This is a genomic window from Polaribacter sp. IC066, from assembly GCF_007997085.1.
Lineage (GTDB): Bacteria > Bacteroidota > Bacteroidia > Flavobacteriales > Flavobacteriaceae > Polaribacter.
The window spans coordinates 1-19243 of the sequence record NZ_VORR01000038.1; the positions used below are offsets into that span (position 1 = coordinate 1).

Annotated in this window: 20 protein-coding genes and 1 tRNA gene; all 21 read right to left on the reverse strand. The window is 32.3% G+C overall.

Annotated features, from left to right (window positions below; translation table 11 throughout):
* Positions 1–187 precede the first annotated feature (187 nt).
* The 21 genes from ES044_RS12740 to ES044_RS12840 all read right to left on the reverse strand — a co-directional run bounded on the left by ES044_RS12740 (position 188) and on the right by ES044_RS12840 (position 19158).
* The gene (locus ES044_RS12740; protein WP_147119793.1) at positions 188–991 is read right to left on the reverse strand and encodes a bacterial transcriptional activator domain-containing protein; all 804 of its coding nucleotides are present in this window, start codon (positions 989–991) and stop codon (positions 188–190) included.
* A gap of 4 nt (positions 992–995) precedes the next feature.
* Positions 996–1511 carry a hypothetical protein gene (locus ES044_RS12745; protein WP_147119792.1) on the reverse strand — a complete coding sequence of 172 codons (516 nt, stop codon included), beginning with the start codon at positions 1509–1511 and terminating at the stop codon, positions 996–998.
* Between the two features lie 10 nt (positions 1512–1521).
* Entirely contained in the window at positions 1522–2523 is a 1002-nt protein-coding gene (locus ES044_RS12750) for an NAD(P)H-dependent glycerol-3-phosphate dehydrogenase (protein ID WP_147119791.1), read from the reverse strand.
* A gap of 13 nt (positions 2524–2536) precedes the next feature.
* Positions 2537–5779 carry an HAD-IB family hydrolase gene (locus ES044_RS12755; RefSeq protein ID WP_147119790.1) on the reverse strand — a complete coding sequence of 1081 codons (3243 nt, stop codon included), beginning with the start codon at positions 5777–5779 and terminating at the stop codon, positions 2537–2539.
* A 2-nt stretch (positions 5780–5781) separates the two neighbouring features.
* Entirely contained in the window at positions 5782–6942 is a 1161-nt protein-coding gene (locus tag ES044_RS12760; RefSeq protein WP_147119789.1) for an alpha/beta fold hydrolase, read from the reverse strand.
* Positions 6943–6945: 3 nt separating this feature from the next.
* Positions 6946–7887, reverse strand: a complete 942-nt coding sequence (locus tag ES044_RS12765) for an alpha/beta fold hydrolase (RefSeq protein WP_147119788.1) — start codon at positions 7885–7887, stop codon at positions 6946–6948.
* Entirely contained in the window at positions 7887–9722 is a 1836-nt protein-coding gene (locus tag ES044_RS12770) for a WS/DGAT/MGAT family O-acyltransferase (protein WP_147119787.1), read from the reverse strand. The genes ES044_RS12765 and ES044_RS12770 overlap by 1 nt, the downstream gene beginning before the upstream one ends.
* Positions 9723–10176: 454 nt before the next feature.
* Positions 10177–10253: transfer RNA gene (locus ES044_RS12775), tRNA-Thr, on the reverse strand.
* A gap of 82 nt (positions 10254–10335) precedes the next feature.
* The gene (locus tag ES044_RS12780; protein ID WP_147119786.1) at positions 10336–11637 is read right to left on the reverse strand and encodes a cryptochrome/photolyase family protein; all 1302 of its coding nucleotides are present in this window, start codon (positions 11635–11637) and stop codon (positions 10336–10338) included.
* A gap of 115 nt (positions 11638–11752) precedes the next feature.
* Complete coding sequence (locus ES044_RS12785) at positions 11753–12220, reverse strand: SRPBCC family protein (RefSeq protein ID WP_147119785.1); 468 nt, start codon at positions 12218–12220, stop codon at positions 11753–11755.
* A 1-nt stretch (position 12221) separates the two neighbouring features.
* Positions 12222–12683, reverse strand: a complete 462-nt coding sequence (locus ES044_RS12790) for a TspO/MBR family protein (protein ID WP_147119784.1) — start codon at positions 12681–12683, stop codon at positions 12222–12224.
* Positions 12684–12690: 7 nt separating this feature from the next.
* Positions 12691–12861, reverse strand: coding sequence for a Lacal_2735 family protein (locus ES044_RS12795; protein WP_147119783.1), 171 nt, complete (start codon positions 12859–12861; stop codon positions 12691–12693).
* A complete protein-coding gene (locus ES044_RS12800; protein WP_147119782.1) occupies positions 12861–13334 on the reverse strand; it encodes a glutathione peroxidase in 474 nt (157 codons plus the stop codon). The genes ES044_RS12795 and ES044_RS12800 overlap by 1 nt, the downstream gene beginning before the upstream one ends.
* Positions 13335–13348: 14 nt before the next feature.
* Positions 13349–14032 (reverse strand): SDR family NAD(P)-dependent oxidoreductase, encoded by a 684-nt coding sequence (locus ES044_RS12805; protein WP_147119781.1) that lies wholly within the window; start codon positions 14030–14032, stop codon positions 13349–13351.
* 11 nt (positions 14033–14043) lie between these two features.
* A complete protein-coding gene (locus ES044_RS12810; protein ID WP_147119780.1) occupies positions 14044–14259 on the reverse strand; it encodes a hypothetical protein in 216 nt (71 codons plus the stop codon).
* A 74-nt stretch (positions 14260–14333) separates the two neighbouring features.
* Positions 14334–14558 (reverse strand): hypothetical protein, encoded by a 225-nt coding sequence (locus tag ES044_RS12815; RefSeq protein ID WP_147119779.1) that lies wholly within the window; start codon positions 14556–14558, stop codon positions 14334–14336.
* Positions 14559–14561: 3 nt separating this feature from the next.
* A complete protein-coding gene (gene folE / locus ES044_RS12820) occupies positions 14562–15260 on the reverse strand; it encodes a GTP cyclohydrolase I FolE (protein ID WP_147119778.1) in 699 nt (232 codons plus the stop codon).
* A 59-nt stretch (positions 15261–15319) separates the two neighbouring features.
* The gene (locus tag ES044_RS12825; RefSeq protein ID WP_147119777.1) at positions 15320–15595 is read right to left on the reverse strand and encodes a TIGR03643 family protein; all 276 of its coding nucleotides are present in this window, start codon (positions 15593–15595) and stop codon (positions 15320–15322) included.
* Positions 15596–15603: 8 nt separating this feature from the next.
* The gene (locus tag ES044_RS12830; protein ID WP_147119776.1) at positions 15604–16038 is read right to left on the reverse strand and encodes a hypothetical protein; all 435 of its coding nucleotides are present in this window, start codon (positions 16036–16038) and stop codon (positions 15604–15606) included.
* Between the two features lie 110 nt (positions 16039–16148).
* Positions 16149–17636, reverse strand: a complete 1488-nt coding sequence (locus tag ES044_RS12835) for a cryptochrome/deoxyribodipyrimidine photo-lyase family protein (protein ID WP_147119775.1) — start codon at positions 17634–17636, stop codon at positions 16149–16151.
* Complete coding sequence (locus ES044_RS12840) at positions 17626–19158, reverse strand: cryptochrome/photolyase family protein (RefSeq protein WP_147119774.1); 1533 nt, start codon at positions 19156–19158, stop codon at positions 17626–17628. The genes ES044_RS12835 and ES044_RS12840 overlap by 11 nt, the downstream gene beginning before the upstream one ends.
* Between the last annotated feature and the right edge of the window lie 85 nt (positions 19159–19243).

Here is a 19243-nt window from a genome sequence, read left to right on the forward strand (position 1 = left end):
AAAACTGAAAATGGTGCACAGATATATGCAGTTATTAGATCAGTAACAGATACCTGTATTAAGAATGGTCAAAATATTTTCGCTGCTTTTAAAACTATTGCTGTTTTAAAGGCTGAATAGTTACAAATATTTTTAATCGGACACCAATGTTTTTTTATAAATCAAATAAAGTTACAGCTTACATCTATTACTGAATCGACTCTATTTCTTTCAATAATTTTTTCGTTTCTGGTAAAGGAGAAATACCATATTCTTCTTCTAAAATTACCTCGCATTTCATGTAGGTTTTTATGGCTTGTGGTCTGTTTCCTTTTACAATATAAGCTTGCATTTGTATTCTGTACGCATCTTCCCAAGTATTATCAATGGCCAATGCTTTCTGCGCCAAACGGATACTTTCTAGGGGGTTTTCATCAATTAAAATTTCTGCCAATGTAATATAAGCGCCTAAAACCAAAAGTTGTGTTTTTTCTCGTTCCTCGGATGTCCAATCTTCGTAAACTCTATTCGGTAAATAAGCTCCTTTGTATAAGTTAATGGCAGTTTTATAAGCAGTTTTTGCCACGGAATTATCATGATTAAAAGCTTCATTACCAACAATTATATACCTTTCTAAAGCTTCTACATCAACCCAAACTTTCTCTAAATCAATTTGATAACTTACACCTTGTCTTAAAATATATTCAGGTTCTGTTCTAGAAGGTCTATGAGGTTCTAAAGCTTTATGGATTCCGTGTAAGGCAACTTTAAAATCACGATCATTCCAGTCTTCCCATAAGCCATCCATAATTTTTTCTTTATGAAGTGCATTTCTCTGTCGGTTAGAAATAAAATATTGTAGTAGCTGAACTGTTTTATCTCTTCCCCATTCCTTGGCTTCAATTTTTTGTTGATTTCTCCACACGCAAAAGCTCCCTAACGTTTCAATGCGAATTGTTGCATTTTCTTGAAAGGTTTGTAATTCTTGCAATTGTTGATGGAGGTCTGACATCGTGTTACGATTTCTTTTGTATCGCATCCATTTTAGTAGAAAGGTTTTTTATTTCTGTCGATAAACTTTCTATTTGATTTTGAATCTTATTAAAGTCAGATCTTGAGGCATTTCTCCATTCGTTCATTTGTACTTTTTCTGAAATCTCTTCGCCAAAAATATTTATTTTATCCTGAATTTCATCTTGAAAATGTGTGAACTGTTTTTTAGGATCTTTGAGGGTATCTCTCAATACTTTTGGTCCTACATTTTTAATCGTTTTCCACATAGAAAGGCTTTTATCAATAATACTCTCTTGTTTTTCTGATGTTTCGTATCTGGTTGCTTCTTCTGTTAATTCGGCTAATTTTTGCTGCATAAAAGTTAGCGCATCATTAAAATCTGAAAAGCGTTTTTCGTCTCCATCTTGCACATGAGAAATTTTACCACGCCATTGAATTTTAGATTCGCCATTCTCTTCAAAGATTTGTTGATGAAAACGAACCATAAAAGAGGCTGTTTGTTCTTGTGTTTTTGTCATGATTTTAATTTTATCCGGGTTCTTTTTCAGAACCCACTTCATATCTTATTAAACCTTTAAATGCTGCGGTTACCGTATTTCCTTTATATAAAACTTTATAGATTTCTTCAGATATTGGCATATCAACCTTGTAGTCTTTTGCTAACTCCATGACCACTTTTGCCGTTTTTACACCTTCTGCAACTTCATCCATTTCTTCTATAATTTGTTCTAAACTTTTTCCGCGTCCTAATTGAAAACCAACATGATGGTTTCTACTTTTAGAGCTAGAGCAGGTGGCAACTAAATCTCCCATACCGGCTAAACCAGCAAAAGTGCTTTTTTTACCTCCCATCGCAATGCCCAATCTTGTTAGTTCTGCCAAACCTCTTGTTATAATGGCAGCTCGGGTGTTATCGCCAGCATCAGCGCCATCGCTCATGCCTGCTGCAATAGCAATAATATTTTTTAAAGCGCCTGCTAACTCACAGCCAATAACATCAGAATTTGTGTACACTCTAAACAAGCCAGAGCTAAATACCGATTGTAATTCTGTTGCAATTGTCTTATCAACCATTGCAATTACAGCGGCAGCAGCATTGCCAAAATGAATTTCTTTTGCCAAATTTGGGCCAGTTAAAACTCCTGCAGGATGCCCAGGCATTATTTCGTTAATAATTTCTGTCATTCGCATTTTGGTACTAATTTCTAGTCCTTTTGCTAAATTTATAATCGGAACCCAAGGTCTAATATGTGGTTTAGCCTCTTCTAAAACTTTTCTAAAAACTTGTGCCGGAACCCCCATAACAATTACATCTGCTTCTTCTACTGTTTCTTTAATAGAATTAGATGCTCTTAAAGAATGTGTGAGTTTTGCGTTTGGTAAATATTTTTGGTTTGTATGTTTTTCGTTAATCTCTTTAACAGTTTCTGCATCTCTAGCCCAAATAATAGTAGCACTATTTTTTGCAGTTAAAGACGCTACTGTTGTTCCCCAAGAACCACCGCCTAATAAGCCAACTTTTAGTTTCATAAATTTAGTTTTATTAATTATCTAATTCTTTCAAAAATAGGTTTCTTACTTCTTCTACATAGGTGTTTATATGTTTTGGTTTCCATTCAGAGGTGTCTACAGGGTCTAAAACAACCACTTCTATATGTGTTGGCTTAAAGATTTTACTGCCTTTTGGCATCGCCATATACGCGTTTTTTATTACGATTGGTACAATGGGTACACCTGCTTTCATAGCCAGATGAAATGCACCTTTTTTAAATTCGCCTAACTTTTTACTACCGCTCCTTGTTCCTTCTGGAGCAATGGCTACAGAAGTTCCGTTTTTAAGAATGTCAGCAGCATTATTCATAGATTCTAATGCTTTTTGTTTGTTAGATCTATCAATAAAAATTGCGCCCATCGCTTTAAAAATTGGCCCAAAAGGAGTTAATTCTAATTCCTTTTTTGCAATTCCAGTTACATCTTTTCTTAATAGTTTTAAAATGATAAAAAAGTCTGCGGATGATTGGTGATTAAAACAAAAAACGGCAGGTCTATGATCTACCAAATTATGCTTCCCTTTTACGGCAATATCTAATCCTGCCAATTTAGTTCCGAGATCTCCAATACTTGCAATTGTAGCATTGGCGCCTTCTTGTCGAGACATCGATAAGGAACCTTTTATCAATCCTTTTACTGCAGATGGATAAATACTTGCCGCAGCCAAACCTGTTCTTAATCCGTTTACCAAAGGTTTCTTTGTGTTTTCTTTAAAACGTAGAATTGGCCAATTGTTTTCGAAAGCTAATTGAGAAAGCTTTGTATCTGGATTTGTAGCAATTGGTTTTCCTACAATTTCTAACAGCGGATAATCGTCGATACTATCTGTGTAAAAGAAACTTTTAGAAAGGTCGATATTGTTTGTTTTTGCAAAGGTGCGGCCGGCTCTTGCTTTGCCTTCAGACCAGCACATTTCTGAAATAACACCCGTAAATTTTTCTTTTTTGACTTCCATTTCCGTGCAAAAAATATTTTTAATCCCCAATTCGTTTGCAATGGGAGTTACTTGATACCGTGTTGCTGCCGAAATAATAACCACTTGATGGCCTCTTTTTAAATGCGAAGCAATTAAGGTTCTAGATTCAGGATAAATGGTTGAAGCCAAATGTTCTTGATAAATTTCTTCTCCTAAATCGATAAATTGTTTTTCTTTAATTCCTTTTACACCCAAACAAGAAATTTTAGTAAGGCTTTCAAAATCTCTATTACCAGCAGCATACGCAATAATAGCAATAAATTGAGAAAGCAATTCTTTAGGAGTCGATTTTCCGCTTAATAAACGGGATTTTACAAATTGCTTTGCAGAGAAATCATTGATAATCGTTCTGTCTAAATCGAAAAAAGCGGCAATATGAGGGCCTTCTTCATCTTTTTCTATTTCTTGAGAAATACTTTTTAGTTCCGAACCCGGAACAACTTCATTCTCATCCGTATTTTCAGTAGTAGATTTTTTTGCTTTAACCAATTCTAATTTCTGCAAAAAGCGTAAACGTTCGGTAAGATTGTCTAATAAATCCATCCAATTATCTAATTCTTTAAAATCGATTTTTTTATCAACAGGCGTTAATTTACTGTTTTTGGCTAAACGCAACGCACTTACTAAAAACGGTTTAGAAACACTATCTAATCGGCTAATTCTATTTTGCCAATGCAATTCTTTACCTTTAAAAAGGCAGAGCTCTATAAAATTGCCATCAGAAAACTCATCTTCTAAATCCCAAGTATTTAAAGTGTGACAAACTACTTTGTTAGATTCTAGGTAGACCAATAAAAGCCCTTTAGAAACAAATAATTCTTGTTTTGCTAATAAGTTTTCAATATTTCCTTCGGGATCACTAACAATCTCTCTCCAGTTTTTATCAAATAAATGTAATTCTGCTTCAATTTCAGAACTAAAATGGGGTTTATTGGTATAGAAAAATTCAAACTTAAAAAGGTTTCTTAAGCGCATTATTTCTTCCCAAAAAGACAAAATCCTATTTGTTTTTTCATCTTTAATTTTTACCAAAGCCATTTCTATAAAAGCTCTGTGATATAAATGTGCAGACGCCATATTTGCGTAATACGTTGCTGATAAAAATTCTGTTGGTGCTAAACTATATTGGGTTTTATAACCTGCTTTATTTTTTTGAACAATGCTTGAACTTTTTAATAAGTTTAATGCTTTTTGTACAGAAGCACTAATGCTTTTTCCGCGTTCAATTAAAACATCTTTTTTACGTTGCTCAATATAATTCATCAATTTAATTACATCGGCTTCAATCTCTTTTTTAGTGAGTGCAAAGTTGTTTAATAACACGTTACAGACTAATGAAACTGTAGTTACTGGGGTTATCATATTTGCTTTGTGAATCAATTCAAAAGCAAAACGGGGTAACGTGTTTTTATCAGAATAACTGTCTTCTTCAATATCCGGAATAATAGCATTTTGATGTTCGCCAACTTCAACAGGATCTCCAAACCTTAGGGCCGCTTTGCCATATTCATTGCCTAATTTTTTAAAATAGTTGACAAAAGCTTTGATGTCTTCAGATTTTTTTTCTCCTCCTTTTCCTTCTTCTGTCATTTGTTTTACATCCGGAATCAAATCATACACAATAGAAACGGGTACATATTTTATATTTCTAGTGCTTTCTTGCGCGCCCTCCATGATGTATTTTAAAATACCCATTTGCGGATAAACAATCTTGCCAGTTCTAGAACGAGTTCCTTCGATATTCCATGTTAAATGATCGCCATTTTCTATCATACAAGAAATATAATGTCTTAAAGCAGCTTTATAAATCTGATCGTCTTTAAAACTTCTTCGGATAAAAATTAAACCCGAGTTTTTTCCTAATTGTTTAAAACCAGGAAATGCCAAATTAATACCACCAAAAGTATAGGGAATTGGCATTCCATAACGTGCTAATGTGGTTACCAAAACCACGGTATCTAAATAGGTTTTATGTGTTAAAATAAATGCAACCGAATTTTGGCGCATTAATTTCATCAACTTTTTTATTTCTTGCGGATCAATGTCTATTTTGCTGTTGTACGCTTTAGACATCATAAATTGGAATCCTTTTACAGACAACATATTCGCAATAGGGTTTTGTTGCGAGTATAATTCTGAAATACATGCTGCGCCTTTTTTTTGAACTTCAGCAAGATCCATTTCTTGCTCTTTGGCAATTGCTGCTAATGTTTCTTGAAATTTAGGACTATCGATAACGTTCTGTAAATTATGTTCCATATTTAATTAAAAAAAAGGTTTGTAAATTTTGAGGCTCCTTTTTGTTCCCAAAATTTAGGGAAAAATAAGGTTTCAAATTTCTCAATAATTGTTTTGCTTTTTACCGTTTCTATATTGGCGTTTAATGCATTGGCCACGGTTAAAAGCACCGTTGCGTTTGCGCCCATTCCGCAATGACTCCCAAAAACTTCTACATTTTTAATATCATTTCTATAGGTTTCTGCTTCCATGCAATTTTTCCACGGAATTAAACCATCTGTTTTTGTGTAAATACAAGTAATAGGAAGGTTAGGGATTTCTTCTAATTCATTAATAAATTTAAGATTTCTTTCCTTTATTTTGGTACCTCTTAAAAATTCTAGTGTTTTTATAATCGGAGTTTTCATGTTTTTTACACCCCAAACAGGAGAACCGATAGTGATGAGTTGTTCTACTTTTTCTGGGTATCTATTGGCAATTATTTTAGCGAAAATTCCACCACCACTCCAGCCAACAAGGCTTACTTTTTCTTGATGCTTTTCATAGATTTCATCTAGCTTTTCAATTAATTTCGGTAATGATTTTGAGTTGATCATATTTACGCCCAACTCCCACTTATAGGTTTTAAAACCCGAAGATCTTAAATATTTTCTAACAAAGGTTGTCGAGGCATCGTTGCCTAAATAAGGGGGCATTAGCAAAACAGGTTTGCTTTTTTTACTTTTATGTTTCGGGATAAAAGGATACAACCAAAACATAGAAGTCCATTCTACCACAGAACGGGTTTCTAACAGCACATTAAATAATGGGGGCGGCGGTATGTTTGTGTTAATTCTATTAATTTCTGCTTTAAACTTATTGATAAGGTTTGCGATTGTATCTTTTTCAATATCTATAAAAACTTCGTTTTTATAGATACTTTCTAGCAATAAAACCAAGGTAATATAATCTCTATCAGGACCAAAATCTTCGCAAATAGAAATACATTGTGCACTCAGAATATTTAGATTTTCTTTTTCTAATTTCACTTTTTTAATGATTTTAGAAAGCTGTTTCGCATACGGATGCCTATCAAAACTATTGATAATAATTGCTTTTGCCTGCTTTAATGTTGCACCTTGAGAAACGGCAATGGCAACCGCAAATTTGGTGAATGCTGTATATACTATTTTGTTACTTTCCATACATTAATTTTTGGCTTTGAATCTTGCATTAAGCCAGATTAAGAGATCTTGCTCAACCTCATTTTTATGAACTTCATTTAGCATTTCATGTCTGCCACCTTTGTATAATTTTAAGCTAAGATCTTTAATACCTGCTTTTTTATAGTTTGCTGCAACTTTTTTTACGCCTTTTCCCATTTCTCCAACAGGATCTTTATCTCCAGAAAAAATATAAATAGGAAGTGTTTTAGGCGTGTTTTGAAACATTGGGGATTTGTTTATTTTTTTGCTTCCTTTTAAAATATCTAAAAAAACACCTAAAGAAAAATCTTCTACTCTTAAAGGGTCTGCTTCAAAAACATCAACTTGATGTTCGTCACTACTAATCCAATCTACTTTTGTTCTGTTTGGTTTAAATTTTTTATTAAACTGATTAAAAAAAAGGTTTTTTAAAATTTCGTTACTTCTGTGTTTTCCGTTTAGTTTGCTAAAAAATGTTGTGCTTATAAGACCAAATGTGCCCAAGCCTTTCATAAAACTTGCAGTTCCAGATAAAATTAAAGCTTCTACATCATCACCAAATAGCGTCACATATTCTCTGCTTAATAAAGAACCCATACTGTGTCCAAATAATATTATTTTTTTATGTGGATGTTCTTTTTTTATGATTTCTGATAGTTTTCTCATATCAAGAATCGCATCAGAAAAATAATCATCACCATCATAAAACCCTAAATGATCATGACTTTTTGCGGATAATCCGTGAATTCTATGGTCATGCGCGTACACCTCGTATCCTTTTTTTTGAAGCAGTTTTGCGATCGATTGATACCTGCCTGCATGTTCACCAACACCGTGAGAAATTTGAATAATTCCTTTTAAAGCTTTCTTTTTATTTGCGGGCCATTTATAATAAAAAATAGGCTCGCCATCAAAAGATTGATATGTATCTGTTTGAAAACTCATTAATTTTCTTCTAGAAATTGTATCAATAATTTTAAAAATTTATCAGAATTCTTTTTAGTACCGCTTATTTTAACTCTCCCTTGAATTATTATTTCATCCAACAATAATTTCTTTTTGTAGAGGTTGCTTAAATTTTCGTCATCAATTTGTATGTGTACTAGAGGTTTTGTTGTTTTTTTCTTTTTAACACTTACAGATTCTTCTGCAATATTCAGCTGATAATTTACGCTACTTTCTCCTAAATTTAAATGAAAATCATACAAACCAATATGTTGTTTTCGTGTTTCTTCATTTTCAGTAAGGTATTTTTTTAATGTGCTAAAAAATGCTGTACTTTTTGCTTTTTGAACGGTAGCGGTTGTTTTCTCTTGTGCTTTCTCTAAAATAACTTTTTCTAGTTCGTTTGCAGATTCCCTAATATATCTAGAGAATTTATCAGCATCTGGCATTGTTTTCGCGTCAGAAGTTGTGGTGATAGAAACCAAACCATTATAACTAAAAGCGGCAATAATTAACCCAAATCCGTCTAAAACAGGTGTTAATCCAAAAATAGATAAAATTTTCTTACCTCTTAAATATAAAGGTACTTGTGGGCCAGGTACGTTGGTAATTGTAACGTTAAACGGCGGCCTGTGAAATTCTTTAATATTGTATTTACTATACAAACCTGCGGCTAAATTTGCCAAGCCAAAAGGTACAGCATCTGCCATTTTAGAGAGTGCTTTTGCCCCAACTGCTTTGTGTTTGCTTTTGCCTACATTGGTTTGTTCTTGTATATATTCTAAACGCTCAATCGGATCTTTTATATGGGTTGCAATTCTAACCAACATATTAGAAATTTGATTGTTCATTTCTTGCTTTTCGCCTTTGCTTCGAATAGAAATCGGCACATTTGCCACTAGCGGCTGAACTGGTAATTTTTCTTTTTCTTCTAAATATTTCCTAATTCCGCCTGCACAAATAGCTAAAATTACGTCGTTAATGCTCACGTTCATAATTTTACGAAGTGTGTTTATTCTCTCAAAAGATAAAATAGCAGTGCCCCATGTTCTTTTAGGCGAAACCGATTTATTAAAAATTGTGTTTGGTACAGAAAACTTGCTTCTAGAAATTGATTTTTTATTATTCAATTCCCATTTTATTTGTCCTTTGATAAGAGAAAAAGCAGTTTTACCAATCAATCTAGGAGCTTTTAAAGGATCTTTAAAAAATGTTTGTGAACTTTTTAGTAATAAACTTAATTCGTCTGGTAAGGGTTCTGGTTCAAATGGCTTTGGTTTCGGAATTTCTTTATCTTGATCATCCATACTTTTATCAAATAAAAGACCCATAATTCCTACACCAGAACTGCCGTCTATCATTACATGATGTACTTTTGTAACAATGGCTACAGAGCCTTTTGGTACTTGAGAAACCGCATCTAAACCTTCAATAAAACTGATAGACCAAAGTGGTCTTCTTAAATCTAAAGGACTGCTAAAAATTAAAGACGTCATTTCTCTTAAAGTCTTCCAATCCGAAGGGTCTGGTAGTTTAAGTCTGTTGATGTGTAAATCAATATCAAAATTAGGATCATCTACCCAATACGGATAATCTAAATTCATAGGTACATTTAAAAGTCGTTTTCTAAATTTCGGAATTAAGTGAAGTTTAGAGGCAACGATATCTTTAAAATCTTCAAATTTTAAAGAACCTTCAACAATGGTTAAGGTAGCAATGTGCATCGGACTTGTAGGGGATTCTGCATATAAAAAGGCAGCATCTTGCCCAGATATTTGTTGCACAGAATCGTCTAAAGTTCCTTGTAAAATATCTTTAATTACTTTCTTGGACATGAATTTCTAAATTTATGTATTCAAATTGAGTAAAAATTATAGATACAATAAAGTAGTGTCTATACTTTTAGTTACTCTGCAAGATAATTAAATTTCATTACATTTTCTACTATGAAAGTTATTGAAGTTTTATCTAAATTAAGTCAAAATAAGAGGGTTTAAATTTTTAAATTACTATACTCTGATAAAACTATGCTGAATTTATAAGGGAAATTTAATTTTGAAAAATAGCGAAGTGATCAATTTAAAATTGTGAGTGAAACCATCCTGTGCTTTATATCTTGAACTTGTTTCAGTATTCGACGTAATACCTACTTAAATATGTGTGATATTTTATCAAAATTTAAAAGGATATTCTTTTTGAGACCTTAATGGAGAAGTTTTTAGGTTGTTTACTAGAGATGTGCCAAAAAAAAAAGCCTCAAAAAAATTAATTTTTGAGGCTTTAACAAATTGGAGCCGATGGAGGGACTCGAACCCACGACCTGCTGATTACAAATCAGCTGCTCTAGCCAGCTGAGCTACATCGGCTTTTATTTTAAGTTTGCAAATTAAACACAAAAATTGAAGTTGAGCAAATTAAAAATGACTTTTTTTTAATAAAGAAAAAAAATTATTGCACCGCTTCTTTATACACTTTTAAACAGCGTTCACGAGCAAATTTATGTGCTACAATTTCTTTAGAATAGGTAAACTCTTGAAATTCTGGCACCCATTTTTGAATGTATTTTAAATCTTTATCAAATTTCTGAATTTGTGTTGTAGGATTAAAGATTCTAAAATATGGAGATGCATCAACACCAGTACCAGCAACCCATTGCCAATTGCCAATGTTACTTGCTTGCTCATAATCGTGTAATTTTTCAGCAAAATAGGCTTCTCCCCATCGCCAATCAATTAATAAATGTTTGCATAAAAAACTACCCACTAACATTCTAACGCGGTTGTGCATAAAACCTGTTTGGTTTAATTCTCTCATACCAGCATCTACCAAAGGGTAACCCGTTTCTCCGGTACACCAAGCTTTAAATTCCTCTTCGTTATTTCGCCATATAATTCTGTCGTATTGTGGTTTAAAACTGTCTTTTGCCGTGTGCGGAAAATGCCATAAAATTTGCATAAAAAACTCACGCCAAATAAGCTCTTTTAAAAAGGTTATATTCTCGCTTTTAGAGGCTTTGTCTACCATTTTACGAACACTTACAGTGCCAAATCGTAAATGGGTTCCTAATCTCGACGTGCTGTTTTTTGCCGGGAAGTTTCTTGTTTCTTCATAGGTATCAATTAAGTTTTTAGAAACTTTGTAAGAAGCTACTTTAATAGCGGATTCAGTAAAACCAATTTCAGCTAGAGATAAAAATTGGTGATTTTCTTGTTGTATAAAGTTAGCAAGATTTTCTTCTGATGGGAAAAATTGAATTCCTTGAGATTCAAAAGCTGCGATCCATATTTTTGAAAAAGGAGTGTAGACTTTGTAAGGGTTTCCGTCTTTTTTTACAATTTCATTTCGCTCAAAGATTACTTGATCTTTATAGGTTTTAAAGTGGATTTCTTTGGATGTTAAAAAATCTTTTATTTCTAAATCTCTTTGAACGGCGTACGGCTCATAATCGTGATTTGTAAACACAGTGTCAATTTTATATTCTGCCGATAGTGTGCTGAAAATATCAAGCGGTTTTCCATGATAGATAGAAAGACTACTGCCAATTTCTAAAAGTTGGTGCTGAATATTTTCTAATTCTTGATGCAGAAAAGTTACTCTTGAATCGTCTTTTGGTAATTTGTTTAAAATATCTTCGTCAAAAATAAAAACAGGAAGCACCTTTTTATCCGAAGTTAATGCATGGAATAATCCACAATTATCTTCTAATCGTAAATCTCTTCTAAACCAGAAAATGTTTATGGTGGTTTTCATCTTTATTGTTTTTTGTTTGATTGTTAAAAATAATAATGCCACAAATTCACAAATATATAAAATCGTTTGATAGATTTAAGTGTGTAAATTTGTGGCAAAAATAAGCTGCTATTAGTTATTTTTTATATTCTCCAAAAAGCTCTAATAATTTCGTTTGTCTATAAGCAAAAATTTCTTCTAATTTAGGCTTTACAATAAATGGATGTACTATTTGACCCAAAATACCTAAAGGAACTTTATAGTCGATAATGTCTTCCATTTCTACGCCACCGTCTATTTCTTTTATAAAATGCTTATGATGCCATAGTGCATATGGTCCGTACATTTGCTCATCAACAAAATATTTTTTATCTTCTATATGTGTAATCTCTGAAACCCATTTTGTTTTAATTCCTAATAACGGAGTTACAATATACTGTATAATTTGGCCTGTATAGAGTGGTCTGTCAATAGTAGAAATAATATTGAAACTCATATAATCTGGCGTAATTATTTTTAAGTTTTTAGGATTTGATAAAAATTCCCAAGCGGTGTCTAAACTGATTGGTAACTTTTGAGATTTATGAAGTGTGTATATTTTCATGTTAATTATGGACTAAAATATAAAGATTTAAAGAGGTTGCGATACACAACCAAATTATATATGGGAGCAATAAAAATTTGTAATTACCTACTTTATCACTAAACTTAAAGAAGTATATACATAGCAGAGCGGTTAATAAAGTGATTGCAATTAAGCCAAGCAGCACCAAATGTTGATTGAAGAAAAGATAATTCCAACTTACGTTTAAAACAAATTGAAGCAGAAAAATAACTTTCATTTTCTGTGTATTTTCTACGCTAAAAAGTTTTCCTAAATACATAGAAAAACAAATCATAATCAACGTCCAAGCAGCTCCAAAAACCCAACCCGGAGGTGTCCAAGGAGCTTTGTTTAAATTTACGTACCAACCTGCCATTGGGCCGTTTTGATTGAGCCAGTTCCCAATTGCTAATCCTCCAAAATTTATAATGAGAAATAAAGTAATTAGCTTCGCCTGCTTCATAAAAGAACTATTTGTTTTTTAAAGCTTCAATTTCTTTTAAAATGTTGTCAGCTTCCAAGTATTTTTGGTCACTATCACTTCTGCTAATAGATTGAAGTTTGAAACCTTCTTCCATTAATTTTTTATATTTTTCTTGAAGCTTATCAGCTTCAGGTTTTTTTTTAAATATGCCGAACATTATTTTATGTTTTTTATGATTTTAGAACTTAATGGCTTCGTTAGAGAAAAATAATAATCAATCAATTCTCCATTTTTATCAACCATGTATTTTTGAAAGTTCCATTTTACGGATGAACTTTTGTTCCCGTTTAAACTTTTATCTGTTAACCAAGTATAAAGAGGATGCTGATTGCTTCCTTTTACATCAACTTTTTCGGTAATTAAAAAAGTAACCCCGTAATTCACTTGACAAAATTCTTCAATTTCATCAGAATTACCCGGTTCTTGTTTGCCAAATTGATTGCAAGGAACACCAATAACGACCAAATTGTTTTTATAGGATTTGTGCAACTCTTCTAGATCTTTATATTGCGGTGTAAAACCACATTTGGATGCTACGTTTACAAAAAGAATAGATTTATTTTTAAATTCGGATAAATCAATAGCTTTTCCTTGTAAACTATTTATTTTTATATCGTAAATATTTTTCATTTCTATACTTTAAGTTATATTTTAAAACTTACAATACCGCAATCTAGCTCAAATATCTGACCTGACATTGATACTGCTTTGTCAGAGATTAAAAAAGTAGCCATGTCTGCAACTTCTTGAGGTTGTAAGAATTTTTTTAGAGGATGACGGTCTGTGATATTTTCTATCATTCTGTCATTCCTTAATAATTTTGATGCTAAATCTGTATTCGTTACAGTTGGTGCAATTGCATTTACACGAATTAAAGGTGCTAATTCTGCGCCTAAAGTCTTTGTAAGCCCCTCTACAGCAGCTTTTGCTGCAGCGATACTTGCATGAAAAGGCATTCCTAATTTCACTGCAACCGTACTAAATAATAAGATAGAAGGCTTTGTGCCTTTCTTTAAAGCAGGCAAATAGTGTTGAATTGCTTTCACGGCACCAATTACGTTAATTTCGAAGTCATCTCTAAAATCTTCTAGTTTTAATCTTGCAATAGGTTTTAAATTGATGCTACCTGGGCAGTAAATCAGGCTATCTATTTCTTCTATTTCAGGTAAATCATCCGTGAGAATATCCAAAGAAAAATGAGTAAGATTTTGATGAGGCTCTAAAGTGTTTGATCTGCTAATATTAATTACTTTATGATTCTCAATTAAAGATGTTACAATCGCTTTGCCAATTCCTTTACTTCCTCCTATAACTACTATTTTCTTCATATATCTGTCTTTTATCGTCTTCCTTTTAAACGCTTTTCTATTTTCTGTTTCACAGCTGTTAAGCGTTTCATTTGATCCATAATTTCTGGATCTTTTTCTAACTTAAATACTTCGTTTAGTTCTAGAATAAGTGCTTTCACTTCTCTAGACGCTAAAATTCTGTCACTTGTTGTTTTAAAAGAGAACTTTCTATGTTCAAATTCTAATGCTCTATCTAATAATTCCATTCTTATTTCTCGGTTTTTTTCTAACTTTCGAATATAATTATAAAAGTTAGAAAACCAAGAAAAATATGTATATATTATGCAGTAAGCGGTTTTCCTTTTAAACGCTTCTCAATTCTTTGTTTTATAACGGTTAAACGCTTCATAATATCCATTAATTTAACGTCTTTACTCTTTTTGTATACTTCATTTAAACTTAAAATCAGGTCTTTCGCTTCTCTAGCCGCCATTATTCGATCGCTAGTTGTAGGAAATCTCATTTTTCTTGTTTCAAACTCTAATGCTTTTTTTACTAATTCCATAATTTAATACTTTAAAGTGTTTTGTAATTCTGCTATTTTCGACTGCTTTTTAAATTCACCCCCAAAATAAGAGGTAGTTGTAGAAGAAGTGTCATCTTTTATTCCTCGAGAGGATACACATAAATGTTTGGCATCTATGATTACAGCAACATCTTCTGTTTTTAAAACTAATTTTAATTCTTCTGCAATTTGGTTTGTTAAGCGCTCTTGCACTTGTGGTCTTTTTGCAAAATATTGTACGATTCTATTCAATTTTGATAATCCAATTACCTTTCCTGATGAGATGTAAGCAACATGCGCTTTGCCTATTATGGGTACAAAGTGATGCTCACAAGTCGAATAAACCGTAATGTTCTTTTCAACTAACATCTGATTATACTGGTAACTGTTCTCAAACAATGTTATTTCTGGTTTGTTTGCTGGGTTTAATCCTGAAAAGATTTCATCAACATACATTTTGGCAACCCTACTGGGCGTTCCTTTTAGAGAATCATCAGTGATGTCGAGGCCCATCACGTCCATTATTTCTTCAAATAAAATACTGATTTTTTCTTTCTTTTCTTCTTCAGAAATATTGAAAGCACTTGGTTTCATAGGTGTTTTTAAACCCGCACTAAAGTGATCATCTGAAGATGAATCAACAGAAAAACTACTTTTCTTCTTTATAATTTGCTGTCCATTAGATTGTAAGTCTGTAATCATATTGTCTTTTTTAGGTGCTGTCTTTAAGGACTCTAATCTTAAAAGCAAAGCACGGTTAGTTATCTTTTGGATACAGAGTTGTTAGAAATTGATTTTTGTCTAGAACATTTAAAACGTCCTTTTGCAAAAGTTCTTAATTTTTCATGTTTTGTTTTTCTTCCTTGTACTCTAGCCCGCCACATTCTAAAGCTGCTTGGTTTCATTTCTTTTCGCATCAAATCAATGACTTCTTGTTCTTTTAAACCAAACTGAAAGTCGATAGCTTCAAATGTTGTTCTGTCTTCCCAAGCCATTTCTATAATTCTATCAATAGCTATGCCGTCTAATTGTTCCATATATAGATTTAGTTTATTGCGTCATAAAAAGAATAGTTTTTCTCATTTTCTATCTTAAAATCTAGCAGTTTATCGAGAAAATTTTTATTTTCTTTCAATAATTTGTTGTCTTTAAATCTTACAAAATTACCTTGAGCATGAATGCTATATCCAGAGGTTTTGTAAATGTGCATTTGATAAAAAGGAATTGCCCAACTGTAATTTTTTAATCCTTTTGTAATATGAACTAAAATTCCTTTTTTTCTAATTTCGATATTCCCATAATTAATATCAGCAACACTATTTAAAATGTTTTTAAAACCTGGGCTAACGTCTTCGATAACCATTCTTTTAGAGCCGACACCTTTTACTTTAATAGCTTCTATAAAGGAGTATGAGTCACCGATTAAATCAGTAATTGTTAATTTGTCGCCCTTGTCTGAAAATGTTGTATTGAATATCATGCTCAAATATACGAAAAATAGATTTTGTTTAATCTATTTTACATATCGATAAACAGTATTTAACAAAAGATTATGAGATGTACCTAAATGAGCAGTAAATAGTTGAGATCTTAATCGCTTTTTAGCATTTTTTTTCGGTCTGTTATGGTGTGTTTTTTTAGAATTCTTTTGTTTTCTAATAGTACTTCTGGGTCTTGCCTCATTTTGTAAAGAATGTCGCTTGCCTTTTTTCTGGTAAGTTTGATATCTACAATAGGCTTCGGATAGTCTCTACCCAATTCAAAACTAGCAAATTGCTGATCTAAAGGAGTCATTAAATAAGGCTCATGGATAAAAGCTGTAGAAAGTTTTGTCAATTCTGGCACCCATTTTTTTATAAAAGTGGCATCTGCGTCATGCTCAATACTATTTTTTAGCGGACTGTAAATTCTAATCGTGTTAATACCCGTTTCTGCAGCCTGCATTTGCATTTGTGAAAAATGAATTCCGGGCTCAAAATCTAAAAATTGTTGCGATAAATGATGGGTAGCATCTTGCCAAGGCTGCCATAATATGTGCGTAAAAAACGATACCAACATAGAACGCATTCTAAAGTTTAAGTATCCTGTTTCATTTAAACAACGCATACTTGCATCTACCAGTGGAAAACCAGTGTAGCCGTCTCTCCATGCTTTTTGATATTTTAAAGAAACACTCTTTTTTAATTTGTGATAGCCTTTATTAACACTCGCTTCTTCCATGGTGTGTTCCATTTCAAACTTCTGAATAAAATGGGCTTGCCAACGCAATCTAGAAACAAATGCACCTAAATGTTTCTTATTAGCATCGTTTTTAGCGGCTAATGCTTTTTGAAAAACTTGGCGAATAGAAACATTTCCCCAAGCAAGATAAGGAGATAACCTACTACAACTTTCTCTAGCTAAAGCGGGTTTAGAAATATGATTCATGTAATTTACATGGCGTGTTTCAAAAAAGCTATTGGCGTATTTCCATGCCATTTTTGTGCCTCCTTTTTGAAAAATTTTATCTTTAGGAGTTTCTAATTCCGTCACAAAAAACGCTTCTTCTATTTTTTTAATTTCATCAATAGATACAAAATCACCTTCTTCTAATTGGTATTCTAATTGGGGTTTGTACATAAAATCGTCCCATTTAGTAAACCAATCATTTCTATTTAACAACCCACGTAAAACGCCATTGTTGTTGTTTTCTACCCAGTTTATAGAGTTGTTTCTACAATATCTTGTAAAATCTTTATCTCTGGTGTAGGTAATTAGTAAACCTGTTTCTTGATGAGAAAAAACAGTGTCAATTTTATAATAATTTAGCAATTGATTGCAAGTGGTAACAACTTCGGATGTGACACAAAGTACTTTTGTATCGAACTTTTCTAAATCTTCATTTAAATCTTTGATAGATTGTTTGATGAAATTCCAATGTCTTTCTGAATAATGAGCATCACTTAACAGGGATTTCTCAAAAACGTATAACAATAACACACGTTTTTTAGATTTTAAAGCATTAAAAATAGCCTCATTATCTTGTAAACGTAAATCTCGTTTTAACCAAATAACATTTATTTCTTCGTTAATATTCATCTATATTTTGAATAATATGATTCGCTTTTTCTTTAATTTTACTTCTATCTTCGGATGACATTTTGTTTAATAAACTATACATCATTTTCATTCTAAAGTTAGAAGATAACTTTTCTTGCTTTTCATCTAAAAAGTTCCAATATAAACTATTGAAAGGACATGCATCGTCTTCGAACTTTTTCTTTTTGTCATAATGACAGCCATCACAGTAATTACTCATTTTATGAATATAACTTCCGCTAGAGACATACGGCTTTGTAGCAATTTTGCCGCCGTCTGCAAACTGACTCATACCTCTGGTGTTTGGTAATTGCACCCATTCTATGGCATCTACATAAATACCTAAATACCAAGCATCAATTTCATCTGGGTGAATTTGCGTTAACAAAGCAAAATTACCCGTAATCATTAAACGCTGAATGTGGTGTGCATATCCGTTATCCAAAGAATTATTGATGGCATTTTTTAAACAATTCATTTTTGTGTTTCCTGTCCAAAAGAAATCAGGAAGTTTATTTTTATTTTCTAAAAAGTTTTCCTGCTTATATTCTGGCATTAACATCCAATACATACCTCTCATATATTCACGCCATCCAATAATTTGTCGAATAAAACCCTCTACTTGAGAAATATCTATTTCATCTGACCGTTCTCTGTAGGTTTGCAAAGTAGCATCAATAATTTCTTTAGGAGACATCATTTTTGTGTTCAAAGCAAAAGATAATTTTGAATGGAATAAATACCAATTATCGGTATGCATGGCATCTTGAAAGTCACCGAAATGAATTAATAAATGTTCGCAGAAATAGTCTAATTGCTCTAAAGATTGCGCTCTAGAGATTGGGTATTCAAAGTATTTCTGATTAATTTTTCCTATGGTTTTTACTTCGGCTTTCTCTAGGTCAGCAATAATCTCGGAAACATCGTTGTCAAAGTTTTTTGCTGGCGGAATGAAAGAATCTCCTTTCCATTTCTTTCTATTACTTGCATCAAAATTCCATTTGCCACCTTCAGGCTGCTGATCAACCATTAAAATTTGATGTTTTTTACGCATATTGCGATAAAAAGTTTCCATCAAAAATGTTTTCTTGCCTTTAAAAAATGTTTTTAAATCTTCTCTTTCAGTATAAAAATGTTCTGTTGAAAAAGTTTCAGACGCTATGTTAATTTGCTGACAAAAATCTTTTAGTTGTTTGTCTAATCGATATTCATCTGGGCTTTGATATTCAAACTTTTCAATACTATGCTCTCTGATAAGGTTTGATAAGTTCTCTGTTAAACTTTGCGTATTATTTTTATCATTTATCTGATAATAAACAACTTGGTGGTTTTTGCTTTTTAATTCGTTGGCAAAATTCCGCATAGAAGCAAAAAAGCCGGCAATTTTCTGAATATGATGCGTTACATAATCTGTTTCTTGACGCGTTTCGAAAAAACAGTATACGGTTTGCTCATCTACTTCTTGATACCAAGAATGATTGCTATTTAATTGATCTCCTAAAAGTAAGCGTAACTTTTTCATTTGTATTTTATTTCCTTCAGAACTTTAAGAACCCTGAAGGTTTTATTGAATTTTATTTTTATGTCTTAAAGATCTTACCTATTTG

Bases quoted from the DNA above. Each gene is read 5' to 3' on its own strand.
- ES044_RS12765 (WP_147119788.1), bottom strand. From the start codon at position 7,887: ATGAGTTTTCAAACAGATACATATCAATCTTTTGATGGCGAGCCTATT.
- ES044_RS12780 (WP_147119786.1), bottom strand. From the start codon at position 11,637: ATGAAAACCACCATAAACATTTTCTGGTTTAGAAGAGATTTACGATTA.
- ES044_RS12750 (WP_147119791.1), bottom strand. From the start codon at position 2,523: ATGAAACTAAAAGTTGGCTTATTAGGCGGTGGTTCTTGGGGAACAACA.
- ES044_RS12790 (WP_147119784.1), bottom strand. From the start codon at position 12,683: ATGAAGCAGGCGAAGCTAATTACTTTATTTCTCATTATAAATTTTGGA.
- ES044_RS12830 (WP_147119776.1), bottom strand. From the start codon at position 16,038: ATGATATTCAATACAACATTTTCAGACAAGGGCGACAAATTAACAATT.
- ES044_RS12800 (WP_147119782.1), bottom strand. From the start codon at position 13,334: ATGAAAAATATTTACGATATAAAAATAAATAGTTTACAAGGAAAAGCT.
- ES044_RS12755 (WP_147119790.1), bottom strand. From the start codon at position 5,779: ATGGAACATAATTTACAGAACGTTATCGATAGTCCTAAATTTCAAGAA.
- ES044_RS12745 (WP_147119792.1), bottom strand. From the start codon at position 1,511: ATGACAAAAACACAAGAACAAACAGCCTCTTTTATGGTTCGTTTTCAT.
- ES044_RS12785 (WP_147119785.1), bottom strand. From the start codon at position 12,220: ATGAAAATATACACACTTCATAAATCTCAAAAGTTACCAATCAGTTTA.
- ES044_RS12740 (WP_147119793.1), bottom strand. From the start codon at position 991: ATGTCAGACCTCCATCAACAATTGCAAGAATTACAAACCTTTCAAGAA.
- ES044_RS12825 (WP_147119777.1), bottom strand. From the start codon at position 15,595: ATGGAACAATTAGACGGCATAGCTATTGATAGAATTATAGAAATGGCT.
- folE (WP_147119778.1), bottom strand. From the start codon at position 15,260: ATGATTACAGACTTACAATCTAATGGACAGCAAATTATAAAGAAGAAA.
- ES044_RS12840 (WP_147119774.1), bottom strand. From the start codon at position 19,158: ATGAAAAAGTTACGCTTACTTTTAGGAGATCAATTAAATAGCAATCAT.
- ES044_RS12805 (WP_147119781.1), bottom strand. From the start codon at position 14,032: ATGAAGAAAATAGTAGTTATAGGAGGAAGTAAAGGAATTGGCAAAGCG.
- ES044_RS12815 (WP_147119779.1), bottom strand. From the start codon at position 14,558: ATGGAATTAGTAAAAAAAGCATTAGAGTTTGAAACAAGAAAAATGAGA.
- ES044_RS12835 (WP_147119775.1), bottom strand. From the start codon at position 17,636: ATGAATATTAACGAAGAAATAAATGTTATTTGGTTAAAACGAGATTTA.
- ES044_RS12810 (WP_147119780.1), bottom strand. From the start codon at position 14,259: ATGGAATTATTAGATAGAGCATTAGAATTTGAACATAGAAAGTTCTCT.
- ES044_RS12760 (WP_147119789.1), bottom strand. From the start codon at position 6,942: ATGGAAAGTAACAAAATAGTATATACAGCATTCACCAAATTTGCGGTT.
- ES044_RS12770 (WP_147119787.1), bottom strand. From the start codon at position 9,722: ATGTCCAAGAAAGTAATTAAAGATATTTTACAAGGAACTTTAGACGAT.
- ES044_RS12795 (WP_147119783.1), bottom strand. From the start codon at position 12,861: ATGTTCGGCATATTTAAAAAAAAACCTGAAGCTGATAAGCTTCAAGAA.